The 13,255-nt window shown below is 63.9% G+C and carries 13 protein-coding genes; 6 read left to right on the top strand and 7 right to left on the bottom strand.

The genetic code is table 11. The features are described 5' to 3' along the window. The first annotated feature begins 23 nt into the window (after positions 1-23). Together J3P89_RS12315 and J3P89_RS12310 are read left to right on the top strand one after the other, a co-directional pair. Positions 24-500 (top strand): SRPBCC family protein, encoded by a 477-nt coding sequence (locus tag J3P89_RS12315; RefSeq protein ID WP_434697691.1) that lies wholly within the window; start codon positions 24-26, stop codon positions 498-500. 73 nt (positions 501-573) lie between these two features. Then, a complete protein-coding gene (locus J3P89_RS12310; RefSeq protein WP_434697690.1) occupies positions 574-1,272 on the top strand; it encodes an outer membrane protein in 699 nt (232 codons plus the stop codon). 52 nt (positions 1,273-1,324) lie between these two features. Here J3P89_RS12310 and J3P89_RS12305 read toward each other — a convergent pair whose 3' ends face one another. The 6 genes from J3P89_RS12305 to J3P89_RS12280 form a co-directional block, all read right to left on the bottom strand. Beyond that, positions 1,325-2,482 (bottom strand): TIGR03364 family FAD-dependent oxidoreductase, encoded by a 1,158-nt coding sequence (locus J3P89_RS12305; protein ID WP_434697689.1) that lies wholly within the window; start codon positions 2,480-2,482, stop codon positions 1,325-1,327. A 76-nt stretch (positions 2,483-2,558) separates the two neighbouring features. Beyond that, positions 2,559-3,578 (bottom strand): putative 2-aminoethylphosphonate ABC transporter substrate-binding protein, encoded by a 1,020-nt coding sequence (locus J3P89_RS12300; protein ID WP_434697688.1) that lies wholly within the window; start codon positions 3,576-3,578, stop codon positions 2,559-2,561. Positions 3,579-3,609: 31 nt separating this feature from the next. Further along, a complete protein-coding gene (gene phnX / locus J3P89_RS12295; RefSeq protein ID WP_434697687.1) occupies positions 3,610-4,437 on the bottom strand; it encodes a phosphonoacetaldehyde hydrolase in 828 nt (275 codons plus the stop codon). Positions 4,438-4,456: 19 nt separating this feature from the next. Next, positions 4,457-6,160, bottom strand: coding sequence for a putative 2-aminoethylphosphonate ABC transporter permease subunit (locus J3P89_RS12290; protein WP_434697979.1), 1,704 nt, complete (start codon positions 6,158-6,160; stop codon positions 4,457-4,459). A gap of 13 nt (positions 6,161-6,173) precedes the next feature. Further along, complete coding sequence (locus tag J3P89_RS12285; protein ID WP_434697686.1) at positions 6,174-7,226, bottom strand: putative 2-aminoethylphosphonate ABC transporter ATP-binding protein; 1,053 nt, start codon at positions 7,224-7,226, stop codon at positions 6,174-6,176. Between the two features lie 119 nt (positions 7,227-7,345). Then, a complete protein-coding gene (locus tag J3P89_RS12280; RefSeq protein WP_434568379.1) occupies positions 7,346-8,209 on the bottom strand; it encodes a LysR substrate-binding domain-containing protein in 864 nt (287 codons plus the stop codon). A 403-nt stretch (positions 8,210-8,612) separates the two neighbouring features. On the opposite strand from J3P89_RS12280, the gene J3P89_RS12275 reads away from it, so the two are divergent. From J3P89_RS12275 to phnE, 4 genes are read left to right on the top strand one after another with little or no spacing between them, the layout of a single operon-like run. Continuing rightward, positions 8,613-9,464, top strand: a complete 852-nt coding sequence (locus tag J3P89_RS12275) for a putative selenate ABC transporter substrate-binding protein (protein WP_434568378.1) — start codon at positions 8,613-8,615, stop codon at positions 9,462-9,464. Further along, positions 9,461-10,258, top strand: a complete 798-nt coding sequence (locus J3P89_RS12270) for a phosphonate ABC transporter ATP-binding protein (RefSeq protein ID WP_434697685.1) — start codon at positions 9,461-9,463, stop codon at positions 10,256-10,258. Before J3P89_RS12275 ends, J3P89_RS12270 begins: the two co-directional genes overlap by 4 nt. Continuing rightward, on the top strand, positions 10,252-11,079 hold the full coding sequence (locus J3P89_RS12265; RefSeq protein WP_434697684.1) for a PhnE/PtxC family ABC transporter permease: 828 nt from the start codon (positions 10,252-10,254) through the stop codon (positions 11,077-11,079). Before J3P89_RS12270 ends, J3P89_RS12265 begins: the two co-directional genes overlap by 7 nt. Continuing rightward, entirely contained in the window at positions 11,076-11,843 is a 768-nt protein-coding gene (phnE, locus tag J3P89_RS12260) for a phosphonate ABC transporter, permease protein PhnE (protein WP_434697683.1), read from the top strand. The genes J3P89_RS12265 and phnE overlap by 4 nt, the downstream gene beginning before the upstream one ends. A gap of 18 nt (positions 11,844-11,861) precedes the next feature. Here the strand turns inward: phnE and J3P89_RS12255 are convergent, their stop codons facing one another. Next, a complete protein-coding gene (locus J3P89_RS12255; RefSeq protein ID WP_434697682.1) occupies positions 11,862-13,103 on the bottom strand; it encodes an OprD family porin in 1,242 nt (413 codons plus the stop codon). Positions 13,104-13,255 lie beyond the last annotated feature (152 nt).

The following is a 13,255-nucleotide window of genomic DNA, read 5'->3' as shown; positions in this document are numbered from 1 at the left end:
CCCGCAACAGACAGGGTGTCGCCGTGAACGATGTCAAGGTTCAACTCATAGTCAAATCACCACCGTCGGAAATCTGGAAGATCTGGAGCAATTTCCAGGAAGCCCCGCTCTGGGATACCGACGTCAGCCATTGCCAACTCGAGGGCCCGTTCCAGGCGGGAACCGCGGGTCAGTGTGTGCTAAGGAATGGCTTGAAAATGCCATTGAGGCTGCTGGCCGTGGAACCGCAGGAAAGCTATCGCAACAGCGCGAGACTGCTTTGGATACGGCTCGAATTCGACCACCGGATGCGCAGGCTGTCTCCGGACGAAACCCAGGTCATCCATAGCGCCAGGATCTCCGGCCCGTTGAGCTTCGTGTACCGCGGCCTGCTGCGCAAAATGCTGACGACGGCAATGACCACGGCGCTGGGCAATCTCAGAGCCCTTGCCGAACAACGCGCCAACGCTGTCGACGCCCCGGAGCGCGACAAAGCGCAAGCACATCTGCACCTCGTATGACCTGTTCGCGACGTCAGCGCCGCGCGCGCCGGCTCTCGCAATCTTTTGAATAACGGCACACTTCGGACCGAGCATGAACTTACTGAAAAACACTCAATACCTGGTGATGGGCATCATCGGCATGGGCGCTGTCGCCCCGACGTCCACCTTCGCCGACACGCTGGGCCCCTACGCCAGCCTCATGGGCGGCCTGAACTGGGTATCGGCGCAGGACCTCAACCAGAACAACCTGGATTTCGTCGAGATGGAATTCAACCAGCCGCTCCATTCCGGCTACGCCACCGGCCTGGCGTTAGGCTGGCGTTTCCCGGTCGGGCTGCGCCCGGAGGTGGAACTCGGTTATCGCGAAAATACCCTGACCCAGTTCAACAACCGGGTCTATGAGGGCGGCGGGAGCATCGATGGCGAAGGCGAAGAGAAAGCGGCCAGCCTGATGGTCAACCTCTGGTACGACGTCTTGAACCTGCCCGCGCCTTTCAACCGGTTTACCCCTTACCTGGGCGGCGGCCTGGGTTACGCCACCCTCACGGTCAGCGGTCTGGAAGCCGGTGGCGTGGAGTTCGGCGGTACTCACCGCGACACCGTCTCGGCCTACCAACTGGGTGCCGGGGTGGGTTATGAGCTGAACGAAAACTGGTCGATGTCCGTGGATTACCGCTGCCTGAGAACGCGCGAGGCGCACTTCGGCGACATCGAACGGCTGCCTCAAGGCGATGTCAGCACCGAATATGAAGCCCAATCGGTGATGCTGGGCCTGCGTTACTGGCTCTGAATCGGCAGCCAGACCGGCGCCTTGCCTCGACGAGGCGCCCTCCTCGGCGACGTCAAGCCGCCGAGCTTTGCCACGGCCCCTCCCCCAGCGCTGCGGCGATCGTCCGTTCGCCCAGCGCCAGTCCCACGCTCATGCCCAAGCCGGTATGCATCAGCACTGCCGTGACGCCCTGCGCAGCCGAAAACACGCTGAAAGGTCCCGGTCCCCGCGCGCCATACACACCCTGCCAGCGTTCCAGTACATCGACCTCGCCGCCCAGGGTGTGCTGCGCCAGGTCAATCAGGATACGGTCAACCTGCTCGGCGTTGAACGGTGAAATGTCGCTGCCATAGACATGGGAGTCGCCGATGATCAGGTCACCGTGGGGGGTTGGACTGATGAGCAGATGGATGCCATGGGCTTCGAGCTCTGGCTGGTGCGTGCGGATCTGCGTGCGGATGGCCTGCGCTTCAGGCAGGTCGGCAAAGGCGCCGTAGTGCACGCAGCTCAGCCCCGTGAGCAACGCGTGGCGTAACGCCAGGGGCTGGCGCGGCCGTACGCGGAGCATTTGCAAGCCGCACACTTGCGGGTTGAGCCCGGCGATTTGCTCGGCCAGCAGCGTCTGATAGTCATGGCCCGAGCACACCACAATGTGCCGCGCGGTAAAGCGTCCGGCGCTGGTGAGCGCACGGTGGGGTTCGACATTGCGGACCAGCGTCGAAAAATGGAATTCGACGCCCAATGCCCGGGCCAGGTAATCGACGATCTGCGGCAGTGCCTCGCGGGAATACAACTGTTGGTCGTCGAGGCCGAGCAATGCCGCGCGGTGATGGGCAAAACGGCCATCGTAAAGCGCCGCCAACGCCTCGCCACGCAACAGCTCGGTGCGATAACCCAATGCTGCGCCCCGCCCGCTCACGAACGCTTCGAGCAGAGCTTCTTCGGCTTCCGTACGGGCGAACAGCAGCGAGCCTTGCTGATGCATGTGCAGCCCGGCAGCCTGGCCCAGCGTTTTCCACAAACCGTTCGCCTGGCGTGCCAGGTCGAGCATGACACCCGGCGCCTGGCCGCCGACCAGGGCCTGCCCGAAGTTGCGTACCGAGGCGCCCAGGGGCGTATGGCTACGCTCGAACACCTTGACCTTGAGGCCGCGCCTGGCGCCAGCCCAGGCGTGGGCCAGGCCGAGAATGCCGGCGCCTACAATCAGCAGGTCACAGTCGTGCTCAGACATGAAAACTCCTTGAAAACCATCAACGGATAAGGCCCGGCTCGACACAGCCGAGCCTGTGAACAATACAGAACAGAGCTTATTTGGCGACCGGCTCGGACTTGCCGTCGTAACGCTTGCGCCACTCGGCCAGCACCTTGTCGCGGTTCTCCGACGCCCAGGCGAAATCATTGCGGATCAAGCGTTGTTCGTAGTCCGTCGGCAGCTCCGGCAGGCGTTCGGCGATGCCCGGTTGCGCCAGGACCGCGAAGTTCGCTTTGTATAACTGCATCGCCTCGGAGCTGGCGGAGAAGTCAGCGAGCTTTCTGGCAGCCGCCAGCTTCGGCGTGCCTTTGATAATGGCGGTGGCTTCGATTTCCCAGCCCAGGCCTTCGGCAGGCAGGACGATGTCCAGCGGCGCGCCTTTGCGCTTGAGCTGGATGGCTGGGTATTCGAACGAAATACCGATGGGGAACTCGCCGGCGGCGGCCAGCTTGCAGGGCTTGGAGCCGGAGTGTGTGTACTGGCCAATATTGGCGTGCAACTTGTCCATGTAGGCCCAGCCCTTGGTCTCGCCGAAGGTCTGCAGCCAGGCACTGACGTCCAGGTAACCGGTGCCGGACGACGCCGGATTGGGCATGACGATCTTGCCTTGGTACACGGGGTTGGCAAGGTCTTCCCAGCGGGTGGGCTTGGGCAGGCCGAGCTTTTGCGCCTCCACCGTATTGAAGCAGATGGCGGCGGCCCAGACGTCCATGCCGACCCAGGTGGGCGGCGTGTCGGCGTCGCGGTATTGGGCGGAAATCAGGCCGAGGTTCGCCGGGCTGTAGGCGTCCAGCAGGCCCTGCTGCTTGAGAATCGCCAGGCTCGAGCCTGCCAGACCCCAGACCGCATCGGCTTGGGGGCGATCCTTTTCCGCCAGCAGCTTGGCGGTGACGATGCCGGTGGAATCGCGCACCCACTTGATCTCGATGTCCGGGTTTTGCTGCTCGAAGGCCTGTTTGTAGGCCTTGAGCTGCTCGACTTCGAGGGCCGTGTAGACGGTCAGTTCGGTATTGGCATGGGCCTGCAGAACACAGGCGGCAAGCAGGCCGGCGGCCCAGGCAGTGCGTTTGGACATGGTACGGCTCCGTGTCAGTCAGTGAAGTTTTTCAGGAATGGGACGGCAATACGCCGCGGGCCAGTTGCGTGTTGATGTGGTCGATCACGGCGGGCAGTTCGGCAATCGTGTCGATCAGGTAATGCGGACGGCTTGCGGCAAACAAGCCGTCGATGCGCTCGCGCTCGGCCGCCAACTGCGGCGCCGACAGAGCCTGGAACTGCTCCCAGTCGAGGCCGAGAAAATTGCCGGAAAACCTCAATGCCACGGTCCACATCCCTGCCCTGCGGCCTTCGAGGATGCCGGGCTCGGTGTCATCGACTTTCACGCAGGCGGCGACATCGTCCAGGCCCAGGGCGATCACGTTGGCCAATGCCTGCGCCGGGCTTGGCCGGCCTTTGGGCACGTCGTCGGTGGCGACCACATGATCGGGGTTGTAACCCTTGGCGGCGGCCAGTTCGACAACCTTGTCCATCACCTGCCGCGGATAGCCTGAGCAACTGCCGATCCTGAGGCCGCGCTGGCGCAGTGCGGCGATGCTCTCCAGTGCGCCGGGAATCAGGTCCGAGTGGTCGGCGACCCTGGCGATCTGCAGCGGCATGAAGCGCTCATAGATAGCAGTCACGTCGTCATCGCTCGGTGCGCGCCCGAACCGGCGCGCAAACCGCTCCGCCACGGCCGGTTGGTTGCACAAGGTGCGGATATGGTCCCATTTGCCCATGCCCATCGGGCCACGGGCTTCCTCCAGGCTGATCTCGATGTCGAAGCTGGCAAAGGCTTCGACGAAGATCCGTGTCGGCGCGAACGAACCGAAGTCCACCACGGTCCCGGCCCAATCGAGAATCGCTGCCTGCAGGCGAGTTGGTGTTTGGTAGTGCATCAGAGTCTCCAGGAGTTGTTCAAAGGCCCGGCGCCGGCTGGCGCCAGGCCTGGGAGCGGCGCAGCAGGCGGCGCGACAGCATTGCCAGCAGCAGCGATACGCTGGCCGAGGTCAGCAGGATCAGCGTCGCCATCGCGGCGGCCCCGCCGACGTTGCCGGCGTCGTCCATGTTCAGCACGGCCACCGCAGCCAGAACGCTGTCAGGGCTGTAGAGAAAAATCGCCGCTGAGACCGTGGTCATCGCCGACACGAACAGATAACGAACGATGTCGAGCAACGCCGGCAGGCAAATGGGCAGCGTCACCCGCAGGAAGTGGCGAACCAGCGGGACTTTCAGCGCCAGGGCGGCGGCCTCGAACTCATCGTCGAGCTGGCGCAAGGCGGTACTGGCCGTCATATGCGCGATGGTCAGGAAGTGCGCGACCGTACAGACCACCAACAAAGCCAGGCTGCCGTAGAGGCTGCCGAGCGGATTGCCCGGCAGATTGAAAAAGAACACGTAGCCCAGGCCCAGCACCAGCCCGGGCACGGCCATCGGGACGAAGCTGAGCAGCCGCAGGGTGCGCGTCAATGCGCTCTGCCGGGTCTTCTCGATCAGGTAGGCACCGGTGAAGATCGCCAGGCTGCCGAACACCGCGCTGCACACCGCCAGCAGCAGGCTGTTGCGATAGGCCAGCCAACCGCCGGGCAGTTCGGAGAAGGCATAGTTGTCCAGGGACAGGGACAGGTCGTACGGCCAGAACTGCACGAGCGATGCGTACACTGCCATGCCGAACACGCCGAGCAGAACGCCGCCGATCAGTGCCGTGACGCTCAGAAACGCTGCATCCCGCCCCCGCGACGGTTGCGGGCGATACACCTGGGCGCGGCCGCCCATGGCTTCGCGTTGAGTACGGCGCAGCCACATGTCCACGGCGAAACTGAGCAATGCGGGCAGCAGCAGAATCATGCCGATCAGCGCGCCGCGACCAAACTGCTGCTGGCCAACGACAGACTTGTAGGCTTCCAGCGCCAGCACCTGATAGTCGCCGCCGACCGTGACCGGCACGCCGAAGTCGGTGATGCACAAGGTGAACACCAGGCAGAAAGCCGCGAACACCCCTTGCCGGCTGCCGGGCCAGGTGATGGTGCGAAATGCCCGCCATGGCGAGGCGCCCATGCTTGAGGCCGCGTCGAACAGCCGTGCGTCCGCCAGCGCCAGCGCCGACATCAGCACCATCATGGCATGAGGAAAGGTGTAGATCGCCTGCCCCAGGACAATGCCCCAGAAACCATAGATGTTGCCGGCGCTGAAATCGCGCAGCAGCCCCTGGTTGCCGAACAGATAGATCAGCGCAATGCCGGGCAGCATCGAGGGAGCCAGCAGCGGCAGCAGCGAAAGGCCCCGCCACAGCGGCTTTGCCACGATGCAGGTGCGCTGCAATGCGTAGGCGAACGCATAGGCCAGCGGCACGACGATAAGCGCGACGGTCATTGAAACCGTCAGGCTGTTGCCCAGCAGCCAGCGGAAATTCGCACTGGCCAGCAGCGTCAACGCCCCTTGCAGGCCTCCGCCCTGGCTGGCATCACCGCTGAAGGCGCGCCACAGCATGGCGAGCAATGGCAGCAATACCGCCAGCACCAGCAACACCAGCAGCAGCCATTGACCGCCGCGTATGAACAATCGGTCTGCCAGGTCACCGGGCATCTGAGGTGCCTGCACTGCGGTCGGCTTGAGGATCATCGTGTTTTGCATATCAATTGAACACCTGCAGGCTGTGGGCCGGCAGCGCGATTTTCAGCCGCGCCTGGGGCAACCCGGGCATGGCCCGCGGCTCCAGCTCGGCGAGCAGGGTGTGGCCGGGCAATGCGTCCAGCTGGAAGCTCAGGCGACAACGGTTGCCGAGGTAGGTCAGTTCGCGCAACTGCGCATCGAACAGGTTGGCTTCGGGCGTCGACGGATTGATCCGTATGGCTTCCGGACGGCAGAAGAGTCGACCGCTGCGCCCCACGTCAGCGCTCTCCACGCTGAGGCTGAGCCCGCCGACGCGAACCTGTCCGTCGTGCCCGCGCTCGAAAGGCAGCCAGTTGCCCTGGCCGACGAAATCAGCCACAAAGGCGCTCGCCGGCGCGCGGTAGATCTGTTGCGCACTGGCGAACTGTTCGACGCGGCCCTGATTGATCACCGCGATGCGATCGGCCATCAGCATCGCCTCGTCCTGGTTGTGGGTGACCATCAACGTGGTGATGCCCAGGCGTTTCTGCAGCTGACGCAACTCGCCGCACAGGTGCTCGCGCACCCGGGCATCGAGGGCCGACATCGGTTCATCGAGCAGCAACAGCGAGGGCGCCGGAGCCAGGGCGCGAGCCAACGCCACCCGCTGCTGCTGGCCGCCGGAGAGCTGGCCGGGATATTTTTTCTCGCTGCCACGCAGCCCTACCAGTTCCAGCATCTCGCCGACCCGGCTGCGGATCGTCTCGCGGTGGTTGCCCGCCAATCCGTAGCCGATGTTCTGCTCCACGGTCAGGTTGGGAAACAGTGCGTAGGACTGGAACAGAATGCCGTAGTCGCGAGCCTGCGGTGCCAGGGCGGAGACATCCCGCGCACCGATCATGATCGTGCCGCGGTCTTGCCGTTCCAGGCCCGCTATGCAGCGCAACAAAGTGGTCTTGCCGCAGCCGGAAGGCCCAAGCAGGCACACCAGCTCACCGGCGGCGATTTCCAGCGATACCCCGTCCAACGCCTTGAAGGCGCCGAAGCCTTTATGGATGTCGCGTATCTGCAGGTCTACGGTAGGTGTTCTTGTCATGACATAACCTCGATGAGCTGTCAGCTCGACGAGGGTCATGGTAGGCAGGCAGTACGAAGGCTTGATTGCAGTTGGCTAAAAGCTGCCGATAGTGGCATCGGTGGATTTGTGTAGCGAATTCAGGATGCGCTGGTCTCTCGTGCCAGGCCGAGGAATGCCGACGGCAGCCGGGCCTGGCGGCGCTCCTTGAGGCAGTACAGATACTCGGCGATCAGCGGCGCGCCTTCCAGCTCGACCACCTTGAGCTGTGGATTCTCCGGCACCTCGTGACGGGCGATGATGCTGATGCCGATGTTGCGCAGGACCGCTTCGCGAATCGACTCGCGACTGCCGATCTCCAGCAGCGGCCCGGTCGCCACCCCGGCCTCGCGCAGCAGCGTTGTGGTGAGCGCGCGGGTGGTGGAGCCGGTTTCGCGCATCAGCAGGCAATGCCCGGCCAGGGCGCTCGGCGCGACCCGGTCGTGGCTGGCCAATGGGTGCTCGCGATGTACCGCCAGTACCAGCGGATCGTGCCCCAGCACCAGCCGGGTCAGGCGCGCATCCTCGACCAGTTGCGAGGACGCGGCCAGGTCCACGCGGTACTCTTCCAGCGCCTCGATGACCTGCAGTGAGTTGCCGATTTCCAGGGTCACTTCGCACAGCGCAAACTGCTCGCGAAAAGCCTTGATGATATCCAGCACGTAATACGGCGCGGTGGCACCGATGCGCAACGTGCCTTGCACCTGGCCGCTGTTGCGCAGGAAGAACTCGATGTCGGCCTCCTGCTGCAGCAGTTTCTGCACCATCGGCAACAGCTGCGCGCCCTGGTCACTGAGTGTCAGGCGGCGCCCGCCGCGATAGAACAGTTCGACTCCATACTGGGCTTCCAGGCTGCGGATCTGCGTGGTCACCGTCGGCTGGCTGAGCCCGAGCTTCTTGGCCGCCTGGGTGACGCTGGCCAGGCGAGCGACCATGTGGAAAGACTTCAGCTCGGCGCTGAGCATGTTGTGACGCTCCAGAAAGTTGACGGGACAATCTACTCAAGAAAAATGATCTATTTGTGGCGAGGGAGCTTGCTCCCGCTCGGCTGCGAAGCAGTCGTAAAGCGCCGGGTGCGGTGTGTCTGATACTCCGATCTGGCAGGTTTTGGGGCCGCTTCGCGGCCCAACGGGAGCAAGCTCCCTCGCCACGGGTTTGTCGATTGCCTTGGTTGAACAGCATTACGCTTGCATCGCGGCGTTGACCTTGTAGCATCCCGGCATCGAAACGGGCCAGGATTTACCTGGTCGGCAGAAACGATCAAGATTGCACCTGTTCGTCTACCCTCACAATGCGCCAGGCCAACGCGGCTCCTCAACGCGTGCCTGGCGCTTGAACACTCACGCCCTACATGCACCGGAGATTTACATGCTCAAGCGTACCCTGGCACTGGCCGTCGGTTTGACCCTGTCCCTGAGCTCCCTTCTGACGCAGGCGGCCGACACCTTGAAGGTCAGCGCGATCCCCGATGAAGCGCCGACCGAACTGCTGCGCAAGTTCAAGCCGCTGGGGGCGTACCTGGAGCAGAAAATCGGCATGAAAGTCGAGTTCGTACCGGTGAGCGATTACCCCGCCGTGGTCGAGGCGCTGGCCACCGACCGGATCGACCTGGCCTGGCTGGGCGGTTTCACCTTCGTGCAGGCCCGCCTGAAGACGGGTAACGCCATTCCGCTGGTGCAGCGCGAACAGGATGCCCAGTTCACCAGTAAATTCATCAGCGCCGACCCTGCGGTCAAATCCCTGGCCGACCTCAAGGGCAAAAGCTTTGCCTTCGGTTCGATCTCTTCCACCTCCGGCAGCCTGATGCCGCGTTATTTCATGCTCAAGGACGGCATCAAGCCGGAAACCTATTTCAGCCGCGTCGGCTACTCGGGCGCCCATGATGCGACGGCCGCCTGGGTCCAGGCGGGCAAGGTCGATGCCGGTGTGCTCAACGCCAGCGTCTGGGACAAACTGGTGGCGGCCGGCAAGGTCGACACCAGCAAGGTCAAGGTGTTCGCGACTACCCCGGCCTACTTCGATTACAACTGGACCGTGCGCGGCACGCTCGACCCGGCGCTGGCGGCGAAGATCAAGGCGGCGTTCCTGGACCTCGATCCGGCGAACCCGAAGGACAAGGAAATCCTTGATCTGCAGGCCGCCAGCCGCTTCATCGAGACCAAGCCCGAGAACTACAAAGGCATCGAAGAAGCCGCACGCGCCGCCGAACTGCTGAAATGACATTACGTCTGACCCGAGCCAGCGTCATCCACGCCAACGGTGCACAGGCGCTGCGTGGCGTGGATCTGCACATTGGCGTGGGGGAACAGGTCGCCATCATCGGCCCGTCCGGCGCGGGCAAGTCGAGCCTGCTCAATGTGCTCGCAACCGCCCTGCGGCCGGGCGCTGGTGAGGTACAGGTACTGGGCGAGCCAGTCTGGCAATTGTCCGCGCGCCGGCGGCAGCGTCTGCGCGCGCGCATCGGCCTGGTCCACCAGGCGCCTCCCCTGCCGCCGCGCCTACGGGTGGTCACCGCAGTGCTGGCCGGCAAGCTCGGCCAGTGGGGCCTGGGCAAGAGCCTGCTGAACCTGCTGCACCCGCTGGACATTCCCGGGGCTCGGGCAGCGTTGGCCCGGCTGGACCTGGGCGACAAGCTGTTCGCGCAATGCCAGCAGTTGTCCGGTGGCCAGCTGCAACGTGTCGGCATTGCCCGCGTGTTGTACCAGGCGCCCGAGGTATTACTTGCGGACGAGCCGGTATCGGCGATGGACCCGGTGTTGGCCGAGCACACACTTGCGGTGCTCTGCCAGCATGCCCGGGAGCACCGCGTGACCCTGGTCACCAGCCTGCACGCGGTGGAGCTGGCGCTGGCGCATTTTTCCCGGATCATCGGTCTGCGTGACGGGCAGATTCTATTCGACTTGCCGACCGAAGCGGTCGACCGCCAACTGCTCGACACGCTTTATGCCAACGAGCAGTTGGAGTCCATGTCGAGCCCTCCACTCCCTACGAGCGTGCAGATTCCGCGATGCTGAAGCGTGACGCCCGGGACCCCGCCACCCGCCCTCGCCTGCTCCTGACCCTGTTGGCCCTGGCCCTGCTGTGGCCGGGTATTCGGTTCAGCGAGGTCGACCTCGGCGTGCTGCTGGCCAGCGACAGCCAGAGTGAGATGGGCCGGTTCGTCGCGGCGTTCTGGCCACCGGCCCATGACGAGACGTTTGTCGACCTGCTGCTGCAAGCCACCCTGCAGACACTGGCGATTGCCACCGCCGGCATGGCCCTGGCGCTGCTGGTGGCGGTCCCGGCCAGCCTGCTGGCCAGCCGCGCATTGTCCTTGTCGGCCGCCTACCGCTCCGGCAAACCTGGCAACCTCGGCCAATGGTTGCGTTGGCCAGTACGCGGCCTGTTGATCTTCCTGCGCAGCGTGCCGGAAATCGTCTGGGCCTTGCTCTTCGTGCGCGCAGTCGGCCTGGGTCCGACGGCCGGGGTGCTGGCCATCGCCATCACTTACAGCGGCATGCTGGGCAAGGTCTACGCGGAAATCTTCGAATCGGTCGACCAGCGCCCGGCACACGCTTTGATGCAGGCCGGCAGCGGCCGGCTCGCGGCGTTCTGCTACGGGATCCTGCCCAACGTCGCCGCCGAGCTGCTGTCGTACACCGTGTACCGCTGGGAATGCGCTATCCGCGCGTCAGTGGTGATGGGTTTTGTCGGCGCGGGTGGCCTGGGCCAGCAGATGGACCTGTCGTTGCGCATGTTCGCCGGCGGTGAAGTGGCCAGCCTGCTGCTGACCTTCCTGGTGCTGGTGATGTTCGCCGATCAGCTCAGCCGCCTGCTGCGCTGGAGACTGGCGTGAATCGGCTGTTCAACGTGCTATTGCTGCTGGGCATTTGTGCGGCAGTCGTCGCTTCGTTCGGCTATCTGGGCATCGACCTGGGCGCGTTGGGAGACAGCGCGAGCCTCAAGCAGATGACCGCTTATGCGCAACGCTTCCTCAGTCCGGACCTGAGCCCGGCGTACCTCAAGGCGATCGGCCACGGCGCGCTGGAAACCATCGCCATGTCCGCCATCGGCACATTGCTTGCGGCGGTGCTGGGGCTGGCACTGGCACTGCCGGCCGCCGGGCGCCTTGGCTGGCCGTTGCAAAGCGCCTCGCGCCTGGTGTTGAACGCGTTGCGCGCGGTTCCGGAACTGGTGTGGGCGGCGCTGATGGTGTTTGCCGCCGGGCTCGGCCCCAATGCCGGTACGCTGGCGCTGACCCTGCACACCATCGGCGTGCTCGGCCGGCTGTTCGCCGAGGCGCTGGAAAACACCCCGTCGCAGCCAGCCGATGCGATCCGTTTGCAAGGTGGCAGCGCGCTAGCGGCTTTCTGCTACGGCACCCTGCCCAACCTGATGCCGCAGCTGCTCGCCTACACCCTCTACCGCTGGGAGAACAACATTCGTATGGCCAGTGTGCTGGGCTTCGTCGGCGCCGGCGGCCTGGGCCAGATGCTCTATGTGAGCCTCAGTTTGTTCCAGGAAGCCCAAGGCAGCACGGTGATCCTGGCCATGCTGTTGCTGGTGTTCATTGTCGATACCCTGAGCGGTTGGAGCCGCCAGCGCTGGGTCAAGGCCTGACGGCTGCCCGGCGCGCCGTCACCACAGCGCCATCGTGTAACTGACGATCAGGCGATTTTCGTCCAGGTCATTGCCAAAGTTCGAGCGCACCGAGGCATTGCGCCATTTGAGCCCCAGCCCCTTCAACGTGCCGTCCTGGATCACGTAGGCGATATCGCTGTTGCGCTCCCATTCCTTGCCTTCACCCGGCGCGCTGCGTTGCACGTTGTCGCCACTGATGTAGCGGGTCATGAACGTCAGCCCCGGCACGCCGAGGCCGGCAAAGTTGTAGTCGTAACGGGCCTGCCAGGAGCGCTCGTCGACATTGGCAAAATCACCGATCTGGACAAAGTTGACCAGATACGGATCGCTGCGCGAAATGTAGGGAAATGGGTCGTCGCCGCTCATGCGTTGGTAACCCAGGCCCAGCGCGTGCCCATCGAGGCTATAGGTGAACATCGCGCCGAACGCCTGGTTGTCGATAGCGCGGAAGCTGCCGTCCTCGGTGCTGCGGGAATAACGTACGTCGCTTTTCAATGATTGCCCCGCGCCCAAGTCCAGGCTATGGACCAAGCCCAGGTAGTTCTGTTGGTAGATGTCCTCCAGTTTGCCGTAGCGGTATTGCGCCGTGAGATTCGGCAGGAACTGGTAGTCCGCTCCGGCGAACTGGAAGCGGTCGCTGATGCCTCCAATGCGGTTGGCCGTCATGTCCTGATAGTGGGTGGAGTCGACGAAGTTGATCTGTGTAAGCTGCCCGGCGGTCAGCTTCAGGCGGTCGATTTCCTGCACGCTCAACAACCCGCCCTTGAAGGTTCCCGGCAGCAGGCGCGTATCGTTGGAATTGACCACCGGGTCCTTGATTTGCAGGGTGCCTACTTTCAGGGTGCTGTTGGACAAGCGTGCCTTCGCGGTCAGGCCAAGTTCGCCGTAGCGGTCCTGGGAACCCCCGGACGAGTCCGCCGGCAACAGATTGGTGCCTGCCGTGCCGCCGCCCGAATCCAGTTTGAAACCGGCCATGGCCAACGCATCCAGCCCGAAACCCAAGGTCCCGGCGGTGTAGCCCGACTCGATGCGCAACAGAAAGCCTTGCGCCCACTCCTCGGCCTTGTCCCGCGCGCCCTCCTGCCGAAAATCGCGGTTGAAATAGAAGTTGCGGGCTTCCAGGCTGGCTTTGCTGTCGCTGATGAAATCGGCGTGAGCACTCGACGCGCTCATCAGACCGAGGCCGAGTAAAGTGCCCACGGGTTTACGGTTGAAGTGATTAGCGATGAAACGGTACATGGCGTGCTCCTTTTTTATGGGCGCGAGTGTTCCCGTCGGGGACGGCTGGCGCGCCTCGCTTATTGTTTGGGGCAGTGTCTTGAACGTCGCCCATGGAGGCGGCGTGACGTTCTCGCAAGAGAGACGATGAACCCGTGGCGAGGGAGCTTGCT

The sequence above is a fragment of the Pseudomonas sp. Z1-14 genome (genome assembly GCF_051132005.1).
In the GTDB taxonomy this organism is placed as follows: Bacteria; Pseudomonadota; Gammaproteobacteria; order Pseudomonadales; family Pseudomonadaceae; genus Aquipseudomonas.
Note: the sequence above shows the minus strand (reverse complement) of the source record. Positions and strands in the feature narration are given on the sequence as shown.